The sequence below is a fragment of the Agaribacter marinus genome (assembly GCF_030160655.1).
In the GTDB taxonomy this organism is placed as follows: domain Bacteria; phylum Pseudomonadota; class Gammaproteobacteria; order Enterobacterales; family Alteromonadaceae; genus Glaciecola; species Glaciecola marina.
Map to the genome: position 1 here is coordinate 591,756 of NZ_BSOT01000006.1, position 21,135 is coordinate 612,890.

General features: G+C 40.4%; 19 protein-coding genes. 16 read left to right on the forward strand and 3 right to left on the reverse strand.

Annotated elements, in window-relative coordinates; translation table 11 throughout:
• Positions 1 to 128 precede the first annotated feature (128 nt).
• Positions 129 to 1,199 (forward strand): haloalkane dehalogenase, encoded by a 1,071-nt coding sequence (locus QQK00_RS13400; RefSeq protein ID WP_284218084.1) that lies wholly within the window; start codon positions 129 to 131, stop codon positions 1,197 to 1,199.
• Between the two features lie 127 nt (positions 1,200 to 1,326).
• Positions 1,327 to 2,493, forward strand: coding sequence for a helix-turn-helix domain-containing protein (locus tag QQK00_RS13405; RefSeq protein ID WP_284218086.1), 1,167 nt, complete (start codon positions 1,327 to 1,329; stop codon positions 2,491 to 2,493).
• Positions 2,494 to 2,523: 30 nt separating this feature from the next.
• Here QQK00_RS13405 and QQK00_RS13410 read toward each other — a convergent pair whose 3' ends face one another.
• Positions 2,524 to 4,440, reverse strand: a complete 1,917-nt coding sequence (locus QQK00_RS13410; RefSeq protein ID WP_284218087.1) for a methyl-accepting chemotaxis protein — start codon at positions 4,438 to 4,440, stop codon at positions 2,524 to 2,526.
• A 345-nt stretch (positions 4,441 to 4,785) separates the two neighbouring features.
• Between QQK00_RS13410 and QQK00_RS13415 the strand changes: the two genes are divergently transcribed.
• From QQK00_RS13415 to QQK00_RS13440, 6 genes are all read left to right on the forward strand, one after another.
• Positions 4,786 to 6,414, forward strand: coding sequence for a serine hydrolase domain-containing protein (locus QQK00_RS13415; protein WP_284218088.1), 1,629 nt, complete (start codon positions 4,786 to 4,788; stop codon positions 6,412 to 6,414).
• A gap of 75 nt (positions 6,415 to 6,489) precedes the next feature.
• Entirely contained in the window at positions 6,490 to 7,671 is a 1,182-nt protein-coding gene (locus QQK00_RS13420) for a sensor histidine kinase (RefSeq protein WP_284218089.1), read from the forward strand.
• Between the two features lie 49 nt (positions 7,672 to 7,720).
• Positions 7,721 to 8,416 carry a LytR/AlgR family response regulator transcription factor gene (locus tag QQK00_RS13425; protein ID WP_284218090.1) on the forward strand — a complete coding sequence of 232 codons (696 nt, stop codon included), beginning with the start codon at positions 7,721 to 7,723 and terminating at the stop codon, positions 8,414 to 8,416.
• Between the two features lie 287 nt (positions 8,417 to 8,703).
• Positions 8,704 to 10,524, forward strand: a complete 1,821-nt coding sequence (locus QQK00_RS13430) for an arylsulfatase (protein ID WP_284218091.1) — start codon at positions 8,704 to 8,706, stop codon at positions 10,522 to 10,524.
• A gap of 242 nt (positions 10,525 to 10,766) precedes the next feature.
• Entirely contained in the window at positions 10,767 to 11,846 is a 1,080-nt protein-coding gene (locus tag QQK00_RS13435) for a methyl-accepting chemotaxis protein (RefSeq protein ID WP_284218092.1), read from the forward strand.
• 122 nt (positions 11,847 to 11,968) lie between these two features.
• A complete protein-coding gene (locus QQK00_RS13440; RefSeq protein WP_284218093.1) occupies positions 11,969 to 12,763 on the forward strand; it encodes a UDP-2,3-diacylglucosamine diphosphatase in 795 nt (264 codons plus the stop codon).
• Positions 12,764 to 12,807: 44 nt separating this feature from the next.
• Here QQK00_RS13440 and QQK00_RS13445 read toward each other — a convergent pair whose 3' ends face one another.
• Positions 12,808 to 13,299, reverse strand: a complete 492-nt coding sequence (locus QQK00_RS13445; protein WP_284218094.1) for a cupin domain-containing protein — start codon at positions 13,297 to 13,299, stop codon at positions 12,808 to 12,810.
• Positions 13,300 to 13,505: 206 nt separating this feature from the next.
• Between QQK00_RS13445 and QQK00_RS13450 the strand changes: the two genes are divergently transcribed.
• Both QQK00_RS13450 and QQK00_RS13455 read left to right on the forward strand, forming a co-directional pair.
• The gene (locus tag QQK00_RS13450) at positions 13,506 to 14,453 is read left to right on the forward strand and encodes an SPFH domain-containing protein (protein ID WP_284218095.1); all 948 of its coding nucleotides are present in this window, start codon (positions 13,506 to 13,508) and stop codon (positions 14,451 to 14,453) included.
• Between the two features lie 8 nt (positions 14,454 to 14,461).
• The gene (locus tag QQK00_RS13455; RefSeq protein WP_284218096.1) at positions 14,462 to 14,926 is read left to right on the forward strand and encodes an NfeD family protein; all 465 of its coding nucleotides are present in this window, start codon (positions 14,462 to 14,464) and stop codon (positions 14,924 to 14,926) included.
• Between the two features lie 7 nt (positions 14,927 to 14,933).
• On the opposite strand, the gene QQK00_RS13460 is transcribed toward QQK00_RS13455, so the two are convergent.
• Positions 14,934 to 16,130 carry a helix-turn-helix domain-containing protein gene (locus QQK00_RS13460; protein ID WP_284218097.1) on the reverse strand — a complete coding sequence of 399 codons (1,197 nt, stop codon included), beginning with the start codon at positions 16,128 to 16,130 and terminating at the stop codon, positions 14,934 to 14,936.
• Between the two features lie 181 nt (positions 16,131 to 16,311).
• On the opposite strand from QQK00_RS13460, the gene QQK00_RS13465 reads away from it, so the two are divergent.
• The 6 genes from QQK00_RS13465 (at position 16,312) to QQK00_RS13490 (ending at position 20,981) form a co-directional block, all read left to right on the forward strand.
• Positions 16,312 to 17,220, forward strand: coding sequence for a hypothetical protein (locus QQK00_RS13465; RefSeq protein ID WP_284218098.1), 909 nt, complete (start codon positions 16,312 to 16,314; stop codon positions 17,218 to 17,220).
• A 190-nt stretch (positions 17,221 to 17,410) separates the two neighbouring features.
• A complete protein-coding gene (gene rpsF / locus QQK00_RS13470; RefSeq protein ID WP_284218099.1) occupies positions 17,411 to 17,800 on the forward strand; it encodes a 30S ribosomal protein S6 in 390 nt (129 codons plus the stop codon).
• A complete protein-coding gene (rpsR, locus tag QQK00_RS13475) occupies positions 17,800 to 18,027 on the forward strand; it encodes a 30S ribosomal protein S18 (protein WP_284218100.1) in 228 nt (75 codons plus the stop codon). Before rpsF ends, rpsR begins: the two co-directional genes overlap by 1 nt.
• Positions 18,028 to 18,052: 25 nt before the next feature.
• A complete protein-coding gene (gene rplI, locus QQK00_RS13480) occupies positions 18,053 to 18,505 on the forward strand; it encodes a 50S ribosomal protein L9 (protein WP_284218101.1) in 453 nt (150 codons plus the stop codon).
• 164 nt (positions 18,506 to 18,669) lie between these two features.
• The gene (locus QQK00_RS13485; protein WP_284218102.1) at positions 18,670 to 19,593 is read left to right on the forward strand and encodes a hypothetical protein; all 924 of its coding nucleotides are present in this window, start codon (positions 18,670 to 18,672) and stop codon (positions 19,591 to 19,593) included.
• 170 nt (positions 19,594 to 19,763) lie between these two features.
• Positions 19,764 to 20,981, forward strand: coding sequence for a sensor histidine kinase (locus QQK00_RS13490; RefSeq protein WP_284218103.1), 1,218 nt, complete (start codon positions 19,764 to 19,766; stop codon positions 20,979 to 20,981).
• Positions 20,982 to 21,135 lie beyond the last annotated feature (154 nt).

The window sequence follows — 21,135 nt, forward strand, 5'->3', positions numbered from 1 at the left end:
TTTCGTTTATAAGTTAACTCGTCATATGAATGCCTGTTTATAGCGCTGTCATATGTCGGAAAATAAAAGAATATCGACGAAGACAAACAGCAAACGAATGAAAACTTTAAGTCCAGAAAGGAGTAGGTATGAAACTGACAGATGTCACCGCAACGTTGATTACGAGCGTTACGATAGTGGTGGTAAGCGTATTCGGTACGTTGTTGGCCTCAGCGAACGCTGAAGAAAAACAGGCAAGTGCGAATGTTCAGACGAGCACTACTGTTGAGTTAGCAAGGCATGATTTCCCTTACAAATCACATTATGTGGAAGTAAAAGGCGCAAAGATGCATTACGTGGATACCGGCGGTAAAGGCTCGACAATTGTGATGATCCATGGTCAACCCACCTGGTCATATTTATGGCGCAACATTATTCCGCATTTAGAGGATAAACACCGTGTTATTGCACTTGACCTCATTGGCTTTGGTAAATCTGACAAGCCAGATATTAGTTATAAAGCGCCTGAGCATGCGGAATATTTACAAGGTTTCATGGAGCAACTGAACTTAAAAGATATTACCTTGGTGATTCATGATTGGGGATCGATTCTTGGTTTCAATTATGCAGCAACTAACCCTGATAATGTGAAAGCAATAGCCTTTATGGAAGCTGCTGTTGCAGTGCCTCCAATTCAGCCGCCTTACGGCATGCAAAAACCGAAACTTGACGCACAAGGGCCTTCGACCGTAGAGCAATTTGGCCAAATCTTAAGTCAAATTAAAACGCCGGGTGTTGGGGAGAAAATGATTCTTGAAGACAATTTCTTTTTGGAGCAATTGACCTTGGCTGGGTTTGTCGGATGGTTAACCGAAGATGAAATGAATGCATATCGCGAACCTTTTTCGGAAGGCAAAAATAGAATGCCCATGTTGCAATTTCCTCGTGATGTACCTATAGACGGGAAAACCCCAAAATATACTGTCGACATGATGGCGAAGTACAATACATACCTGCGAACGCGAAAAGACTTGCCCAAATTACTGCTTCATCTCGATAAAGGATTTGTTACGCAGCGCTGGGCAGTTGAGTGGATGCGTCAAAATTTATCAGATATTACTATTCACAATATGGGTGAGGGGAGCCATTTTATGCAAGAACATAATCCTGACGGCATTGGCACTGCCATTGCGATGTGGATGGATGCCAATAAGTTGTAACAACAGGCGAATTTACTTGAATAAAAGGTTCGAATAGGAGTATATCGTTTATTCGAACCTTCTTTTGTGCCTGCGATTGTGCTAAAAATACCGTTGCACTACCATTCGTTGCGCTGGCATGGGTTATATGGAAAAACACACAGGGACACAATCTTTCGGGGAATATTCATCACTCTTGTTTTCATACATCTTCAATATGTATGACATGTTTGTGTTGGCGACAGGCTTTGTAGCGATGCTGTTGATTTTACCTTTGATGTTAAAACGCGATCGCAGTAACGCAGACTACACGCTTTCTGGGTTTCTATTGGGTCAAGGTGTTGTGGCTATTTACACCGTGTTTTACTACAACAAGAATCTTAACGCAGATACTATAGAGTTCTTCTATCCCTTTCATTTTGCGCCATTTTTTATCATTTATGGTACACAAGGTATTCTTTTATATTGGTGTAGCAAAGCGATGATGGGTGAGAATCCCAATTTTCTTTCAAAAAAATCACTTAGCGTTGCCTGCGTATTATTTTTGTCTATCGCCAGTAATATATGGATGGACAAGGATCCTTACGCCAAAAACTATGGTATTTCCCTGGTGATATTGGCAAGTATGTCGGTATATTTCGGTATTGTTGCAATTAGGCAAATGCAGCGTTTTGATACGCAAATTAAAGCGACCTATTCTAATGTAGATAAACTCAAGCTTGACTGGATGCGTTACTGCGCCACTGGTTTTGTGCTGGTATGGATCATTGGGTTGATTTGCTTTTTTTGTGGCATATTGGGTTACTCTCAAGTGGCGAGTAAGTTGGGCACTGTTAACAATATTCCGCCCCTGATTTTAGTGACATGTATGGTGGTGTTTAGTCAGTCAGTTGCCAATATTGCAGAAGTAACCTTGCCTCTTGAGCACGAAAATACAAAGGATTCGGCTTGGGAAGAAAGTCCAGAAATTATTGAGCAGTTGAACAACCTAATGCTAAATGTAAAGGTGTATCAAGATCCTGATCTTCGTTTGGAAGGGTTGGCAGATTCTTTAGGTGTTTCCGAGCGACGAGTTTCGATGATAATCAATCGCCATCACAACAAAAATTTTTACGATTTTGTGAACGAGTATCGAGTAATGGACGCGGCTGAGCAACTCAAACTACATGACGCAAAATCAAAAACGATACAACGCGTATTCGAAGATGCAGGTTTTAATAGTAAAAGTACGTTTAACACCTTATTTAAGAAAATCACGGGACAAACGCCCAGTGATTTTAGAAAGAGTAGCAACCAAAGTGTCTGTGTTAATTGAGCCTAGTCGTTCAACTTCTCGGTAATCTCGTTATTTTTGGTATTCACTCATTAACAATTCGAGATGGCTAGCAAGTTGATCAAGGTTACTGATTTGATTTGTGATTTGCTGGACGCTTTTCACGTTTCTTGATGCAGTGCCGCGCATCTCATCCATATGACCGTTTATTGAGTCTATCGAATGAGATTGTCCGCCGACAGCATGGGACACTTGTTCACAGCTTGTGCCTATTTGCTCAAATAGCTCTCTGTTCTCCACTAGTATTTCTTGTGCCACTGCAATAGAAGACGACGATGACTTAGACTGTTCTACAATAGAGTTTATTTCGGTCGTTGCATTTTCTGATGATTGCATTAATTCATCCATAATGCCTTGAATTTCTTTCGTCGAGTTTGCGGTTCTGTGTGCCAGCGTTCTTACTTCGTCGGCCACCACCGCGAATCCACGACCTTGATCGCCCGCTCTGGCTGCTTCAATGGCCGCGTTAAGGGCAAGTAAGTTTGTTTGGTCAGATATTGCTTGAATCGTTGCCAGTGTGCCTGCGATGGTTTCGGTATTGGTGGTTAGCGACTTAATGACGGATGACACGTCATTAATCTTGCTAGCAAGTTGATTTATCTCTATCTGAGAATTGCTAATAACGTCAGCGATTTTCTTTCCATTGGTTGCAATATGCTGACTTATTTCATTTGCATTGTCGGCGTTTGATACCACCTCGGTGGTGCTAGTACTTACATTCTCAAGTTGTTCAGCGACTTTGATTGTGCTTGCAGTTCCTAGCTCAACATCGTGCATAGTAGATTCGGCATCTTGTTTCAGCTTTTTCGATACTTCATGTAAGTCAACGCCATTTGCTGCAACGTCATTGAAGACTGTTTCAAGTTTGTCTACGAATTTATTGTACCCATCTGCCACCAACGCGACTTCTTTTTGTCCGTCTGTGGATAGGCGGTAAGATAAATCAGAGCCGCCTTCACCTAAACGTTGAAATAAGTTTGCTAATTCATCAATCGGTTTGCTCACTGAAGACGAGATAATGTTAGCTAATATGAAGCCAACGATAACAATGGCGATTGACCATAAGGCTATTTTCCATATTGCGCTATTGATTGAAGCGAACAATTCTTCCGTAGGTACTTCGGCAACTAAATACCAATCCATATTGGGGATGTATCCGGTAGCCAGTAATATTTCTTTTCCTTTGTGTTCCAATTCAACCAAGCTAAACGCTTTTTTATTTAACAGCGTTGCCCCAAGTTCTTTTTCATACAAGTCAGCAAGTGTCGTCTTCTTTTTTACTTCAGGGTCGTTATGCAGTTGTATGAATCCTTTGGCATCGAGTAAGTATACAAAACCAGTTTGTTCGATACGGTAATTCTTCAAGGTGGTAATGACGTCATCGAATGAACGCGCTGTGCCAGATAAGCCCCTCCCGTTTGTTTGCTGAAAATTTACAAACAGATTGGTTTTGCCAGAGTTAGAGGAGGTGTGCATGCTCACCATGTTTTCTGCATTGCTGTCAACGTAGGCAAAATACCAACTATCCGCTTTTCCCGGCGAGAGAACACGTTTAAAGCCATTTTGGTCCCAGTATTTATTGGTGCTCTTGTCAGCAAAAGACACTGAAGATAGGCCATGCTTTAGTGCAATTCCGCCTAATTTATCAATGAGTAGCGCTTCGCCGTTTCCGGTCTCGCCATTTTCTACCCAATCATGAATATAAGGATCGTTTGCTACTTGAGAAGCAATAGTCTGCATATTTTTGATTTGCGCATTAATATCAGAAGCAATTTTTGTCACTGTGCTTGGTAGCTCAGTGTTGAGCACTCTATCTGAGATAGTTGTACGCGCAGTAAATATACTCAATGTGCCTATCGATACGGCGGTTATCACAACCAACACGGTTAAGGTTACGATAATTTTTTGTTTGATAGAGAATGCTAGCATTTCTTTAGAATCTCGTTAATTTTGATCTAAGCAGTCCGCTGCTGTTCGATCGAGTTACTAACTTTGTTGTAAACGCGCTACAACCTAATGCAATAATTATCGACTGATAGAATAATTTCTAGAATGCTATTTCGACGATAGTTTAATGTTTAGGAATGTCGCCGATTAGCAGTGCCAGTCCTAAAATTTGGTATTGACACCCTATCTATTTACCGTTAATCAGTCGTAATCCCCGTTTGACATATTTTTGTGTTTGTTCCGTTTTTTCTTAGTAGATTTTGTTCAGACATAACCAGCAATAAGCTCAGTTTGAGTAGCTCGAATGAAATTAAGAGGAAGATTAAAATGAACATTTTAAAGAAAATTGGTGCGGCAGGATTAAGCGTTTTGTTATTGCTTACAGCACTGCCTTCGGCCTTTGCACAACAAAGCCTAGACGGTGTTTGGCGAGGGCTTTTAACCTTACAAGAAGGAGTATCTATCCCTATTGGATTTAACATCACTGACAACAACTCTGTACTTACAATGGACAGTCCCAATCAAGGCATGAAAGCAAAGGTACCCACGTCATTTACCATCAATGATGGTAAAGTTGAATTTACGGATACTTCTCTTAATGCAAGCTTTTCTGGTGCGCTAAGTGGCGCAAATAAGAATGAAATATCGGGTGTGTTCACGCAGGGAAAAGACACGCAACTCCGCCTTTATAAGTTGGATGATACGGCGCTCTCTAGAATGAAATTCGAAGGTAAATATACAGGCGACTTAAAAGTAAATGCCAACATAGTTTTACCTTTAGCGTTAAATGTGGCAGTGCTGCACGATGGGTTTTCTGCGACTTTAGACAGCCCTGCTCAAAATAGTTATGGCATTCCAATTGACAGTATTTCGATTGATGACACAACGCTCAGTTTTGCGTCGGCAATGTTGAATGCAAGTTACCTTGGCAAACACAAGCAAGCAGCATACGTAGGCAACTTTACGCAAGGAACAAGTATTCCGCTTACGCTCACTAAAGTTTCTGCCGAGAATGCGCATGTGCAGTATCAGCAACCAGATTTTGGCGAGCAAGGTGGCAGTGTTGCCGTTATTACACAACACAACGTCGAAAAAAAACATATAGGTGAACATACAAGCACGACACAATATGAAATTGGTTCAGTAACAAAAACATTCACCACCTTATTGCTAGCAAAGGAAGTGTCTGCAAAAAGGCTTGCCTTAGAAGACTCTATATCTACATATTTTATAGGTGCGCCAGAGATATCTCTGGTGTCTGTAGCCACACATACCAGCGGCTTGCCTCGTAACCCAGGCATTTTGAGGTCAATTGCGCATCCTACTAACCCTTTTACAAATCTTACTAGGGAACATTTAAAACAGGATTTGGCATCAGTTAAGTTGACGGAAAAGAACCATACATATTCTAACTATGGTAGTTCGGTATTAGCGGAGGTTATGGCGGTTGCCGAAGGAGTATCTTACACTGATTTGGTTAGCAAAAAGATCTTTGAGCCGCTAGCAATGAAAGCATCTTATGTTGCGTCGACGTCAGACATAGGAAAAGGGAAACTTGCTCAGGGTTATTCAAGCGTAGGTCAAGCGGTTGAGCCGTGGTCTTTTGCCGCCGCATCAGGTGCAGGTGCCGTAGTGGCAAACCTAGACGATATGATAAGGTATGTTCAATATGTGATGAATCTTAATAAAGTCGATCCGCAGTTAGCTAACATACTATTCACTGAGAGAGTCGAGTTTTCGGCATGTTGCGGGCAAGCCTTAGGTTGGATGCTTGATAAAGACAAACTAGGCAATGAGTTTGCTTGGCACAACGGAATGACCGCTGGTTTTAGCGCTTTTGTTGGCTTCTATCTTGATGGTTCGCGAGCTGTTGTATTACTGAATAATCAGGCGGTGCCTATAGATAATCAAGGGCGTGCATTGCTATTTGATGAAAACACTATCGCTCGCCTATAGATTTTCTTTAAAACAGATATCAATGTAATGAGTAAAGCCTTAATCTACTTTTTCAATATATAAAGTTGTTTGATTATGAATTCTAGATATTTTTACGTGTATCAAATTGCTGGCTGGCTTATTGTCTTCATTGCAATTGTGGCTACTATAAAGTTTACGCGTAGTTTGGTAGATTTTGAACTTTTTATGGCAGGAATACTGATCGCAACAACTGCTGTGTATTCTGTTTTTACGCGCCATATTTATAAAAAGAAATTTGCCTCAAAAGGCTTCGTATCCCAGAGTGTTTACTTTGCAATACAGTCTTTCATCGGCGCTTGTGCTGGCGGTGTTGCATTAGTCGCATTTATTATTTTGCTCACTCACTTTTCAGGTCAAGCTATCCAGTTCAATTCTCAGTTTTTGATGTCCTTGTTCACCATTTTTTGGGGAAATGCGTTGAATATGTTTATTGCCTCTTTTGCGTGGAGCGCAATCTATTTAAGCATCACCAAAGCCCGACAGTTGTATGAAGTGAAAAGAGCACTATCTACCAGTCAACTAGAAGTACTTGTTCAACAACTCAATCCACATTTTTTATTCAATATGTTGAATAATATTCGTGCACTTATTCTGGAAGATCCTAATAGAGCGCGAGAAGCCTTAGCTCAACTTTCAGACATGCTTAGATATAGTTTACAGCAACACAAAGAAACCAAGGTAACCGTGGCTGAAGAGCTGAAAATTATCGAGGAATATGTCGATTTGTGTAAGATTCAGTTTGAAAGCCGTTTACGCTTTAAAACGAACATTGATTGTGAAGCAAAATTGGCGTTAATTCCAAGCATGTTGCTTCAGCTTTGTATTGAGAACGCGATCAAGCATGGTATTTCATATATTCGAGATGGCGGTCTTATCCAATTAAACATACATGTGAAAGCGAACGAGTTGTTCATTATTGTAAACAATCCCATTGCAGACAAAAGAACAATTAAGACGATAGACGCGTCTAATGAATTTTTTGATACTGATGAAGCTGCGAAAGAAAGCAAATCAGACAATAAATTTGTTCAGGGACGTGACCGCGTTGGTATTCGAAATATGCGAGAGCGTTTACAACTGCTTTATCCATATGCGTCAGAAACTGTTAGTCAAGGCAAGTCGTCTAAAATCATGCCTACTGACTTACATTTACACATGGCAGATGGTATGGCTGAAATTAGTATTCGTTTGCCATTAGAATATGAAGATGATGCAGCAAAGACCAACACGCCTTAGGCTAGGTATAAAGGCACAAACCAAGCGTATTGCAAATTGAGGAAATAATATGCGTGTAGCAATTGTTGATGATAGCCGGCTGGCAAGAGTAGAACTACGTTCGCAGTTATCACAAATTGAAGGCATTGAAATTGTTGCAGAAGCCGCCAGCGTCAAAGCCGCGTTAGATATTCTCGCGGAGCATATGATTGATTTATTGTTATTAGATATCGACTTACCTGACGGCACTGGCTTTGACGTGCTAGAACAAAGTAATCAAACGCCGCAAGTGATTTTTGTGACTGCGTTTAACGAATACGCTATTAAATCCTTTGAGTACAATGCGTTAGATTATCTTCTTAAACCCGTAAGACAAGAGCGTTTAGCAGTATCAATTAGCAAAGTAAATGCAAAAAAAGTGTCTGAAAAGTTGAGTTCAGATAAGCGCATTTTCATTAAAGATAGGGACAAATGCTTTTTTGTGCACCTTGATGAGATTTTTGCTTTTGAAGCGATGGGCAATTATACCCGCGTCTATTTGTCAAAAGGCGTTCCGGCTGTTTATCGTCCCATTAGTGCTATATATGACCGCTTAGATCAATCTGTTTTTTTTCGTGCCAGCCGCAGTTGGATTGTTAATACTAATTTCATAGAAAACATCGAAATACTAGAAAATAATACATTTTTAGTGAAGATGACAAATGGCAAAGAAGTGAATATTTCTAAACGCCAAGCGGCAGAATTTAAGCGTATTTGGTCGCTCTAATTAAGTATATTCTCCCCAGTTTAGATAAGCGTGCAGTGAATGTATAAATTTTGTTAACGCTATTCTTGAAAAAAGTAAGACTCTTACCTTATAACTGCCTTTATACTCGTCACTAACGAGTCATTGCTTGCACTGAGCAACGTCAATCGAGGTGAAGATTGTTTTTTACATCCCCAATTAAACGTTCCAATATTTGCAGTATTAACAAAATTTGTGTGAGCATTAGCCTATTTTCGCTGCTTTTTTTGAGCGCTTGCGTGACAAATGCTAACAAGTTAAATGACAGCATGTCGACTGCAAAGAATACCAGCAATCAACAAACGCCTAATGTTGTGCTCATTGTCACAGATGATCAGGGCTTTGGTGATTTAGGTGTGAATGGGAATCCGATAATTGATACTCCAAATCTGGATGAATTAGCAAGACAAGGCGTAAATCTTACCAATTTTCATGTAGATCCTACGTGCTCGCCAACGCGGGCTGCGTTGCTAACGGGCAAACACTCTTTGCATGCTGGCGTGTGGCATACCATTCTAGGCCGTTACATGCTTGGGCCTGAGCATCAAACGATTGCTGAAGTATTGAAAGACAATGGATATCGCACTGGGATATTTGGTAAATGGCATTTAGGAGATAACTATCCTTATCGCCCTCAAGACCAAGGGTTTGATGAGGTGCTGATTCATGGTGGTGGTGGCGTAGGACAGACACCTGACTATTGGGGGAATACGCAGTTTGACGATACATACTTTCACAATGGCGAACCTATAGCGTTTAAAGGCTATGCGACGAAAGTATGGTTTGATGCAGCGAAGGACTTTATCTCTGATACACACAACGTTTCAGCTACAAAAAAAAGTGTCCAGCCATTTTTCACATATATTCCGCTAAATGCACCTCATGGCCCTTATCGAGCACCAGAAGAGTATATTCAAACCTATTTGTCTAAAGGCTTACCTCGTGCCTTGGCAAGCTTTTATGCAATGATCACTTATGTAGATGAGCAAGTGGCTGGTCTGCAAAGTTTTTTGGCTGATAAAAAACTGCTCGATAATACCATATTCATTTTTATGACTGATAATGGCAGTTCTTTTCGACTTACCAATCATGAGTTGACGTTAAATAAGGACTACGTAGGCCTAGCGAAATCTTTTCCTACTTGGCAGCCAAATGCCAATTTACGCGGGTACAAAGGAGAGGTATTTGAAGGTGGTCATAAAGTCCCCTTTTTTTTGTCTTATCCAAATGGCAAGTTAAAGGAGGGCAATGTTGATGAGTTACTTGCGCACTACGATGTAATGCCAACCCTATTAGATATGGTGGGGATTAAGCCCCCCGAAGGATTGACTGGGCAAAGTGCTAAGTCATTGCTTCTTGGCGAGACAAGTGCAAAAAAAACGTTTCGTGAACGTAGCGTTGTTATTACAAACCAACGAGTAGACAAACCAAGTGTTCTTCGTCCGACGGTTGTGGCGTATCAAGATTGGCGCTTGATCAGCGGTGTTAAGGATAAAGACAATAACGAGCATCAACTGTATTTGTTGTCAGAAGACCCTAACCAGCAAAACAATATAGTAGACAAATTCCCGGATATTACCAAACGACTAGTTGCTGAGCGAAATGCTTGGTGGAGTGAAGCTAAGCGCATTGGGTTTAAGGACCGATTTATTGGTGTTGGGTATCCGCAAGAAAACCCAGTACGTCTAAATGCAATGGATTGGATGGAAGTGCCTGAGAAACAACCCGTGCCGTGGTTTATTGGACACCAACCGCCAGCGCCTGAATGGGACTACGTGCATTGGTTAACTGAAGAAGCCAATTATAGTGCCTTACCTTGGTATATAGACGTCGCGACCTCGGGGAAATATAAAATATCTATATACTTCCATGATATTCCGGCAGGTACGCCTATTTTAAAAGATTTATGTGTTGTCGATGTGAATGGGACTGTCGCTGAGGCAAAAGTACATGGCCGAGCAGCTTTATGTGAAGTGACGCTAGATCTTTATAAAGGTGAACAGAAATTGACCGCTTGGTTTACTGACGACGCTGAATCACTGTCAAAGGAAAAAGCCGCTTTTTACGTTTATATTGAAAAGCTAAAGTGAGTTATTTAAGTTCAAATACATCTGAAAACTTTTGGTTATGAATAACTTGTACTATGCTGAATATTGCAAAATTGGTGTGTTAAACAACTAATGTTTAAAAAATCCTAAGAAAATAGTTTGGAAAAATTTGTTGTTGCCGATAAATACCATTATCAAGACAGTTCAATGACGTTGACGACAGTTCAATAAAGGACACAAGTCTACATTTTGGTACAGAGCTAATTAACAAAGGAAACCCTTTTATGTTTGTACTTGCTAGTTCGCTACGTTCGGCACAAGCCGACAATGATAGCTTAAAAGACAAAGTTGCAGAGCTTGAGCAACTTACACAGAAGTTGCAATCTGATAACGAAGAATTAAACCTCCAAGTGGAAGAATTATCTGTAACAAAGTCAGGTTTCCAAGGTGAAGTCACAGCGTGTATGTTAGATTCGATTCGCCAAATTGAAGATGTACATGAAAACCTATTAGCCCAATACAACATGACATCAGGCGAAGGCGAACGCATTGATTCAATAAACGAAATGTTTAACAGTTCTACTCAATCACTTCGAGACATTACGGTATCTATGAATTCGATGGGTAGCAAAATGGGACATATGGCAGAAGGCATATTAGGCTTGAGTGATACGGCTGATTCAATCAATGCTTTCGTTACAACGATTACAAGCATCAGTGATCAAACTAACTTACTTGCGTTAAATGCTGCCATCGAGGCCGCGCGAGCAGGTGATGCAGGTCGTGGATTCAGTGTCGTAGCGGATGAAGTAAGAACACTAGCAACAGAAACCAATAAATCGGCTAGCGAAGTAGCAGAGCTGGTAACAAATATTATTTCATCGACTAGAAATGCAACCGGCTCGGTAGATGAAATTAAAAGTAACAACGAGCAACTGTCTACTGGTATTGTGTCGTTAGATGAAAATTATCAGCAGATAACAACCCAATGCCAAGAAATGATGAACAGTATTACGGGTTCTTCATTAACTACTTTTATTCAGACGATTAAGTTGGATATTGTTCGTTGGAAAGGAAAAGTTTATGAAGGCGTACAGCAACCTGGCACTGTAACGGCTGAGTCACTAGTAGACCACACTGCTTCTCGCTTTGGTCAGTGGTATAGTCAAGATGGACAAAGTAAATATGGCCGTGATTCTACGTTTGTTTCTTTAGCTAAACCTAACGAAGACTTGCATAAAGAAGGTAAAGAAGCTTTACGTGCAATGTCGCTAGGTAACGAAGACCAGTGTTTAAATCATTTGAAAAAAATGGAATCGGCAAGCCAAAATTTGATGCGCCTATTGGATCAACTACAAGGCTAACAACTTAGTTATTTTGTACATGCAAACTAACGAATGTAAAAATAGCTTCATTAAAAAGTAACGCCTTTGTCATGCACAGTACATAAGCTATGGCTCCAAGTAAATCGCTACTTGGAGCCTTTATGTATAAAAAACGGCATTTTTCTAGCGTCTTCATTTCGGATGTTCACTTGGGTAACCAAGATTGTAAAGCCGAATTTCTTTTAGATTTCCTCAATAATACGTCTTGCGACAAACTATTTTTAGTCGGTGATATCGTTGATTTGTGGCAAATGACAAAGCAATTCCGTTGGCCTGATGCACACAATGAAGTCCTTCATAAAATAATGGCCTTAAGCCACGGTAAGACTGAAGTCATTTATTTACCTGGAAATCACGATGAGCCATTGCAAAAATATCACGGTATGCAGTTTGGCAACCTCGAGATTTGTCGAGAGTACGTCCACACCGCAAATGACAACAAGCAATATTTAGTCTTTCATGGAGACCAATGTGATGGTGATGTCACGTTAGGTAAGTTCCACGCTTGGTTTGGTGATAAGGGCTATGACTTGCTACTCTTTTTGAATCGTCATTATAACCGCTACAAAGCTTGGCGTGATGGGAGTTATTGGTCGCTTGCAGGCTATATTAAAAGCAGGATTAAAGGTGCGAACAAGGCCATTCACCGATATAAAGTAGCGGCTTGTCAGCGCGCAAAGGCTAAAGGCCTTGATGGTGTTATATGTGGGCATATTCATCACCCAGAGCAGGATACGATTTTAGGTATTACATACCTTAATGATGGCGACTGGGTAGAGAATTGTTCTGCCCTCGTTGAAAACTTAGATGGTTCAATGGAAATCATTTATTGGACTGAGGTACAAACTAGTAGAGCGATTGACTTTCCAATTAAGAAAGCAAAACGTGCTGCCTAGTTTGTCAGTAGTAAATATAGCTTGGTTCGAAATCGCGATGGGTTTCAAATAAACTTAAAATAGTCGTTTCCAAGGGCGTTGATTTGAGCTAATACGTCTTTGTTTTCGATGTAAGAGAAGTCCTCAAAATTGAACCCCGGGGCAACAGAGCAGCCCACTAGCGTATATTCACCCGTGGACTCTGCGGCTTGGAAGTAACCGCCTGGTATGATGCCGAAGTAATTGATATCTGATACGGTTACACCACCACTCGACGATACAAGGTGTTTTTCTTCCACGCATTTCCCATCAAATTGAAGTAAACGTAGGGGCGCACCTTCATAGATATTCCAAACCTCATCATGTAGGACTTTATGCCAACGACTGATTTGTCCTTTTGTCAGTAAAAAGTAGATATGCGTTAAACCATGACGAGTTTTACTGTTAATTGGCGAACTAAGCATCGTTGATGACTGGTACATTTGTACATAATATCCGCCTTCGGGGTGTGGCTTCATACCGAGTGTTTTAATTATTGTATCTATTCTATTTTGCATATTTCTCCCTTTTCGATTACTGACTGAGACGGCCCTCGTCGGTGAGGATTTGAACACACTTAAGCTCAGATGTTAGGATGTCACTTACTTTGGCAACTTTGTATTATAAATTTGAAACCGCCATGCGCTAGTTGTCAGAGTATATGAGGTATTTGTTAACACCAAACAAATAATATAGTAATGGAATATCAAAGGGAGTAGAAATAATGGAAGAGATACTCGGTTATATACTCAGAGTAGAAGTGTTCACATTAATTTTTGTGTTAATTTTGCTTAAGAGCTCAATTAAATTCGTTCCGCAAAATCGCGCGTATATTATTGAAAGATTTGGTAAATTTCAGTCTACCAAAGAGGCGGGTTTAAATTTTATTATCCCCTTTATCGATAGAGTGTCCGCTGATCGTTCACTCAAAGAGCAGGCAGTTGATGTACCTGAGCAATCTGCAATCACAAAAGATAATATTTCTTTATCGGTAGATGGCGTGTTGTATTTTCGTGTCTTAGATCCGTATAAAGCCACTTATGGCGTCGAAGAATATGTGTTTGCTGTGACGCAACTAGCGCAAACAACCATGCGTTCTGAACTAGGTAAAATGGAACTTGATAAAACCTTTGAAGAGCGTGATTTGCTCAATACGAATATTGTTACTTCAATAAATTCGGCGGCAGGTCCGTGGGGGATCCAAGTGATGCGTTACGAGATTAAGGACATCGTTCCCCCCAATTCTGTGATGGAAGCCATGGAAGCGCAGATGAAGGCAGAACGTGTTAAACGTGCTCAAATTTTGGAGTCTGAAGGTGACCGGCAAGCCGCGATTAACAGAGCCGAAGGTGAAAAAGCCTCAGTAGTGTTAGCTGCTGAAGCGGATAAATCAGAACAAATTTTACGTGCGCAAGGTGAAGCATCTGCGATTGTGGCTGTTGCAGAGGCTCAGGCAGAGGCATTACGCAAAGTAGGTGAAGCAGCCAATACGGACGAAGGCCAAAAAGCCATAGAGTTAGACCTCGCGACAAAAGCCATTGATGCAAAACATGCTATTGCTAAAGAATCTTCTGTGGTTTTATTGCCTGATGGGGCAACGGATGCGGGCAGTATTGTCGCTCAAGCGACCAGTATTATTCAAAAACTGAAAGGTGAAAAATCAGGAGGATAGGTACTTCGATGAACGAATGGTTTGTAAACAATTTTATTGAATCCATCATGGTCTTGGGTATTGCATTATTGATAGTCGAAGTCCTTGTGCTAGGTTTTGCCACATTTTTCTTGTTCTTTGTCGGTTTGGCGGCAATAACAACGTCAATTTTAATGTGGATAGGTATTGTTGACCAAAGCTGGTTACAAGCGATAGCGAGTATGGCGCTCTTTACCTCGATATATACTATTTTGCTGTGGAAAAAATTGAAAGCATTGCAAAATCAAACAAATCATAAACGTGCACAAAATGATTTAAATGATGCCGTATTTACATTAGATGCCGATGTAAGTGAAAACCCTGCGATACCGGTTTATCAAGAATATTCTGGTGTCAGTTGGCAATTGTTGTCATCCTCACCACTTAAGGCAGGGACACAAGTTAAAATTTTACGAGCGGATGTTGGTAAGTTAGTTATAGCGCCAGCAGAATAGGCTAGTGTTAGTCGGGCATATGCCAAATGGTTTTGCTTGTTATCGTTGTGTTGGAAATTAGTTCATGCGACAAGTCTTGGCCATCCATGCTGTTAATTTTAAAGAGCATTTCGACGTTTTTGTGTTGACTGGAAAGTTCGCTTTCCAGAGATGCGGCATAACTTGTTTGTGTTGTTTCTTCACTGCTAGTTAAAAACCAACTTAGCCACAAGAGAGATGAATCAGTAAAACCAGAAATAATATAGATTTTATTGTTTCTAGGCCCATCTACTTTAGCGAATAGTCCGTAATCTGTGTATTGTTGGCTAGTGTTTTTCGGTCCATAAAATGCTTCCGTTGTATTTTTTACGTTAAGTCGATTGTTCTCTGAGTCAAAGCTGTATTGTGACCCACTAAAATAGTTTGCCAGCATGCCCATATTTTCAAAATGCCCAATGTAAATGATATTTGCTTGTTTAATATCGTTAGCACTTAAATCTGATGACAAGATAACAGGGGTGTATCTAAAGTCATTCGAAAGCGTCAGTATGTTTTTAAACGCTAGGACTAATCCTTTACTCATGCGTCTATCATTGTGATGTGTTTCACGCATCGATGACTCTGCTTGAGTACCTAATACAATAATATTTTTCACTTTGGGTGACTGATACTCAGCCCATATAGGGTTTAACGTCGTTTTGTCAGATTTGTACACATCGAATGTAGTAATAAATAAGAAGTGTATCAATAGGGATAGAATACAAAAGGGAATAAGGTATTTTGTCTGATAGCCTTTGAGGGCTGTTTGACGGAAGGATGATTGCTTTTTGGCCTTCTTATCAGAATCAACAGATGTGCTAGCGTGAGTATTTTTAATAAAGACAAGTCTGTATTCACCTACGGGAATTACGGTGCGGAAATCTTCTTGTTTTCCTTCTTGCAGATAATACTCCAGTAACTTTTTTCTCAACCTAGAAACATGCACCCTAACTGACGCATCTTCGTTTGAGTTGAAATTGACATTTTTATCGAAGACATCAATAGCGATTTCTAATTCTTTAGGTAGAGATGTCGTTGTCAATTGCTGTTCGATTCGTTGAATTTCTTTTTGAACCAGGTATTCAAGCAGCTTGCTCAAGTTAGACGACCGGGAAAGCGCATTACTTTGCTGTATTCTTTGAAGCTGTTTGTACAAATCTTCTTTTGAAGGGACCACAGTTGTCATATTACGCTAAGTCTCATTTTAGTTGATGTTTGAGCAATGATGTAACGGTTACATGATACATGTTAACAGTATTGCAATAACTGTTTCATGGCAAACAAATGAGGGGTTCATGTAGACCGACTACCTTGGATGATTGTATGTTAAAACCCAATCATTTTTCTGGATTATAGGTAGACAAACAATGAAAACAGCAATCTCGCTATTACTTATCACTAGTCTGATATCTATGTTTCCTTTTGGATCGTTGGCGTCGACCTGGGTCTATGAAGGACAGCGAATAGCCATTAGCGCTGATGGCAACAATCAGGCTGACATATTGCACTTTTGGCCAAGAGCGGATCCTGACGATTGGGGAGCAACACCCGCAGCGTTAGCTATTATTGCTAAATTAGGTAAGAAAAAAGCCTTAGTACATTACTCTTATAATAACTTTATTGACTCACCAAAGCATACGTCAGATGTAAACGAAATGGCGATTGGTGTGAACGGGGCTATTCAGCATTGGGCATATGACGCTAGCAAGTTTTTTGATGTTAGTGAAAACTATGAACTTGCGTTAGTGGACTTGGTAAGTGCACTGGAAGTATCTAGTGAAAATGATCCTCTATTTTTCATTCACATGGGGCCCTCTGAATTTCTATATCGTGCAGTAAAACGGGTGATTGAGAGAGGCAATGCAGATAGCTTAGCCCATATCTATCTTATTTCGCATAGCGGCTACAACGACAATCATTTGCGCAGAGGCGACCCCAAATTTGATAAAAAGCCTGTACAAGAAAACCAAAAGCACCATACGCTAACAGACGTCATTGCACTTAGTGACGGTCGAATCAATTACAAAAAAATTAAAGATCAAAACGCAAAATGGGAACCAACTAAGTTGTGGCATTCCGATCAAGACTGGTCGGTTTGGCAATGGATGCAAGTGCACCAAGATACTAGTGTGAAGTGGATATACGAACGAATGAAGAGGCACCCTCTAGGTGTTGCGGACATTTCTGATGCGGGTATGGTTTATTTTCTACTAACCGGCGACGAAAACGGTAGCCCAGAGAAATTCAAAACGTTAATCGGCAAAAGTATTAATTAACTGCAGTGTATTTTACACCTTGCTTTATACCCTCGTGCTGGGCTTACTTAAACACTTGAAAATATCAGCGTATTGCGCTTGAGTGCGCTGTGACTATCTTGTATACTCCGCGCCCTGCAACTAATATCTAACTCCTTGCCTTCATGACAGCTGGTTGCACTGTTCGAGGCTTTAACCGTAGGGAGCAGAAATGCGTCATTACGAAATTGTATTTATGGTTCACCCAGATCAGAGTGAACAAGTGCCTGGTATGATTGAAAAATACCGCGCTATCCTAGAACAAGACGGCGGTAAAATTGATCGTCTTGAAGATTGGGGTCGTCGTCAGTTGGCGTACCCAATTGAAAAACTTCACAAAGCTCATTATGTGTTAATCAACACGCAAGCAACTGCTGAAGCAGTTGAAGAGCTAGAAACTGCTTTCCGTTTCAACGATATCGTATTGCGTAACCTTGTTATGCGTACTAAATCAGCGACTACCGAACCATCTCCGATGGCGAAAGAAGAACGTCGTGAAGAACGTAAAGAAAGACCAGCGGCAGCTAAAGTGGAAGCTGAAGCAGCAGAGGGAGATGAATAATGGCTCGATTTTTTAGACGTCGTAAGTTCTGCCGTTTTTCTGCAGAAGGTGTAACTGAGATTGATTATAAAGACATCTCTTTACTAAAAAATTACATCACTGAAAGTGGTAAAATTGTACCTAGCCGCATCACTGGTACAAGTGCAAAGTATCAGCGTCAGCTTTCAACTGCAATTAAGCGTGCTCGCTTCCTTGCGTTGTTACCTTACACTGATTCACATAAATAAGTTTGGCAATTAAGAGGTAGCAAAGATGAATATCATTCTACTAGATAAAGTCGCCAACTTAGGCGGATTAGGTGATCAGGTTGCTGTTAAATCTGGCTATGCGCGTAACTTTTTGTTCCCGCAAGGCAAAGCAGTTCCTGCCACAAAAGACAATGTAGAAAAGTTTGAACAACGTCGTACTGAGTTAGAAGCGAAAATCGCTGAAGCGCTTGGTGCAGCAGAAGCAAGAGCTGAAAAGCTTGGTGCATTAGAAGTGGTGACTATCGCTGCTCCTGCAGGCGATGAAGGTAAATTGTTCGGTTCAGTTGGTACGCGTGATATTGCTGATGCAATTACTGCGGCTGGCATTGAGGTTACTAAAGCCGAAGTTAAACTGCCTACTGGTACATTACGTGAAACTGGTGAGTACGATATTGACGTCCAAGTTCACGCAGAAGTAATGGCTTCTGTTAAGCTAGCGGTTATCGCTGAAGCTTAATATAAGCTACTAAGTAATTAAAAACCCGAGTTTATACTCGGGTTTTTTTATGCTTGATTTTTGTGTCACATATTGTGTAGCGTATTGCATCTGTTTGCTGAAGGAAAAGGATTTTATGTTAGTAAGTGTTGTTGTTTCATTGTTATTACTCGGGCAGGTAAAGCATGCTGAATTTTAGTAAGCACATAATAAATAGAGAGAAGTTTAAGACTCGAATGGCGGGGTACAACTTTTCGCAATTATGTTACTTCGTCAGTTTTATTATTATAGTCGTGTCACTTATTGGCGGTTTAAGTACTTTTTATTTGGCGCTTTGCATTGCTATTTTAGGCTTGGCGCGAGAGCTAAATGTGCTTTTCTTAAAACTTTGGGACTATGCGTTAGGTAAGAGCTTTATCGTTATTATTTATGCAGGTGCTGCAAATATCGCGCTTGCATATGCCGCTAGTCAAATCAATCAAATTACAGGTATCGAACCCTATCCATTTATCTTTACTATTGGGTTTACTGCACTTGTATTTACGCCGTTTTGGGTCGCACTTAGTTCGTTACTCATATTGTCCGTCGTACTTATTTCTATCAATCTTTGGTTAGTACTCTCCATTTTATTACGAATATTTAGGGTTAATGTTAGAGCACATTGGGAAGATCATCAAAACGTGTGGTTAACGATGATTTTGAGGCTTCTTTTAGTTCCCTTTGTTTGCGCATACCTATTTAGCATAGTGTTTCCGTATTTTGCAGACTCTAGCTTTGAAGCTTTGTTTACAAATAAAATCTATCAAAGAGTCATAGCATTAGATGCAAATGAGAATATTGAAGAGACAACGATTAGTGCAGAAGAAAACGCAAACGCAAACGCGTCGTTATTTGATCAAGAAACTCGACGGAAAGGACGCTTTTTAAAGTCGATTATTGCTGATTTTATATTCTACTTTGAAGCTTATGAATACAGTAGTTGTAAAAAAGAAAGTGGACAACGTAGTGTCGTCATTGACGATTTTTCTGTCTTGTTGATTTCGATTGATGAAACAAAGCCGTATGGATATAGCTACATCGTCGCTAAATGTGAGCCGGTCTATGAATAAAGTAGGTATTTACTTACGTTTACATGAGCTTTCTAAATCATATATTGTGCCTGTCGGTTTAGCATACTAGCGAGACTTTGTGGGCTTGATATTCTGCTGGTACCGTCTTGTTATTAATATACATTTCCAATAGTATCCTTCGTGAATGAACTATAGGAAACAAACTTGTTTTGGTAGAAAGCCTTAAAAATAGCAGCGATCCTGAAGAACTTGCGCTTGAAAATACAAAAGAGCTTGAGATGCTTCGTGACAGAGTCATGACACTCGAAAGTGAGCTTTCTGCTTTAAGAGAACGTAATATTCTTCAAGCGCAAGTTATCAATTTACATCAAGACAGTATTTTTGTTAAAGACCAATATTCTGAAATGATTTTTGCCAACGAAGCTGCATTAGATTTTTATGCAGAGCGAGACCAAGCGGAAAATGAGCTCGTTGATGCTGAGCATAATGCGGATAAAAAACTTAATCCCGAAAAGGTCAGCGGCGCGTTTTCAGGAGCGCAAGTTAAACGATTTAAAGAGACGGATAGAATAGCGTTTAAAGACGGTATTTTTCAGGCGCGCGAAAAAGTCATATTGGCTGACGGTAGTGAAACGTTTGCGAACTACGTAAAAAAGCGTTTTGTGGGCGATGATGGGCAACCATATTTGCTTTGTATTAGCCGCGAAGAAACCGAGCGTGAATCACTAATAAATGACTTAAAGCGTTCGAATCAAGACCTAGACAATTTTGCATACGTGGCGTCCCACGATTTGCGAGCGCCATTAAACGCCATAAAAACCATTGTGTCATGGGTCGTCGAAGATTCAAAAGACGTCTTGCCCTTGGAAACCATCGACAATCTTTCATTGGTTATGAACCGTGCCGAGCGCATGGAAAAACTACTAAAGGATTTATTGGAATACAGTCGCATTGGTCGAGAGAAGCAGGAGCCGATAGATATTCCGGTAAAAGAAAAAATCTTTGAGTTATTGAATCTTGTAGATTTACCTATGGGCTTTGGTTTGCATTGTGACGATACAAGCATACTAGTACCAGAAGTGCCATTTAGTGTGGTGATGGTGAATCTTATTAGCAACGCGATTAAACATCACGATTCTACTAATGCGAATATCGACATTAAGGTTAAGAAAAAAGTACGAACAACAACTGTAACTGTTGCAGATGATGGACCCGGCGTACCCGATGCGTTTAAACAGAAAGTCTTTGAGCTATTTCGTACGTTAAAGTCTAGAGATGAAGTTGAGGCGTCTGGCATGGGCTTGAGTGTTGTGAAAAAATTGGTTGAACAATACGGCGGAACGATCACAATTGAAGACAACATCCCTCGTGGAACGCGATTTATTGTGAACTGGCCGACAAAATATAAGCGTCCGACCATAAAATAAGCAGAAATAGAGATTAAAACCTTTCACTCTTTTGTATTTAATTGTAACGTATAGGTCTCTGGAGCGACTGGTCTCCTAACGGTACGAATCTCATCGCGTAAGTTTTCAAATAGGGATAATTTGAGTCATCTTAGGTAAGAGTGGTTACCATAGA

Coding starts and splice junctions, on each gene's coding strand:
- QQK00_RS13400 (WP_284218084.1), top strand. CDS start 129: ATGAAACTGACAGATGTCACCGCAACGTTGATTACGAGCGTTACGATA.
- QQK00_RS13405 (WP_284218086.1), top strand. CDS start 1,327: ATGGAAAAACACACAGGGACACAATCTTTCGGGGAATATTCATCACTC.
- QQK00_RS13410 (WP_284218087.1), bottom strand. CDS start 4,440: ATGCTAGCATTCTCTATCAAACAAAAAATTATCGTAACCTTAACCGTG.
- QQK00_RS13415 (WP_284218088.1), top strand. CDS start 4,786: ATGAACATTTTAAAGAAAATTGGTGCGGCAGGATTAAGCGTTTTGTTA.
- QQK00_RS13420 (WP_284218089.1), top strand. CDS start 6,490: ATGAATTCTAGATATTTTTACGTGTATCAAATTGCTGGCTGGCTTATT.
- QQK00_RS13425 (WP_284218090.1), top strand. CDS start 7,721: ATGCGTGTAGCAATTGTTGATGATAGCCGGCTGGCAAGAGTAGAACTA.
- QQK00_RS13430 (WP_284218091.1), top strand. CDS start 8,704: ATGTCGACTGCAAAGAATACCAGCAATCAACAAACGCCTAATGTTGTG.
- QQK00_RS13435 (WP_284218092.1), top strand. CDS start 10,767: ATGTTTGTACTTGCTAGTTCGCTACGTTCGGCACAAGCCGACAATGAT.
- QQK00_RS13440 (WP_284218093.1), top strand. CDS start 11,969: ATGTATAAAAAACGGCATTTTTCTAGCGTCTTCATTTCGGATGTTCAC.
- QQK00_RS13445 (WP_284218094.1), bottom strand. CDS start 13,299: ATGCAAAATAGAATAGATACAATAATTAAAACACTCGGTATGAAGCCA.
- QQK00_RS13450 (WP_284218095.1), top strand. CDS start 13,506: ATGGAAGAGATACTCGGTTATATACTCAGAGTAGAAGTGTTCACATTA.
- QQK00_RS13455 (WP_284218096.1), top strand. CDS start 14,462: ATGAACGAATGGTTTGTAAACAATTTTATTGAATCCATCATGGTCTTG.
- QQK00_RS13460 (WP_284218097.1), bottom strand. CDS start 16,130: ATGACAACTGTGGTCCCTTCAAAAGAAGATTTGTACAAACAGCTTCAA.
- QQK00_RS13465 (WP_284218098.1), top strand. CDS start 16,312: ATGAAAACAGCAATCTCGCTATTACTTATCACTAGTCTGATATCTATG.
- rpsF (WP_284218099.1), top strand. CDS start 17,411: ATGCGTCATTACGAAATTGTATTTATGGTTCACCCAGATCAGAGTGAA.
- rpsR (WP_284218100.1), top strand. CDS start 17,800: ATGGCTCGATTTTTTAGACGTCGTAAGTTCTGCCGTTTTTCTGCAGAA.
- rplI (WP_284218101.1), top strand. CDS start 18,053: ATGAATATCATTCTACTAGATAAAGTCGCCAACTTAGGCGGATTAGGT.
- QQK00_RS13485 (WP_284218102.1), top strand. CDS start 18,670: ATGCTGAATTTTAGTAAGCACATAATAAATAGAGAGAAGTTTAAGACT.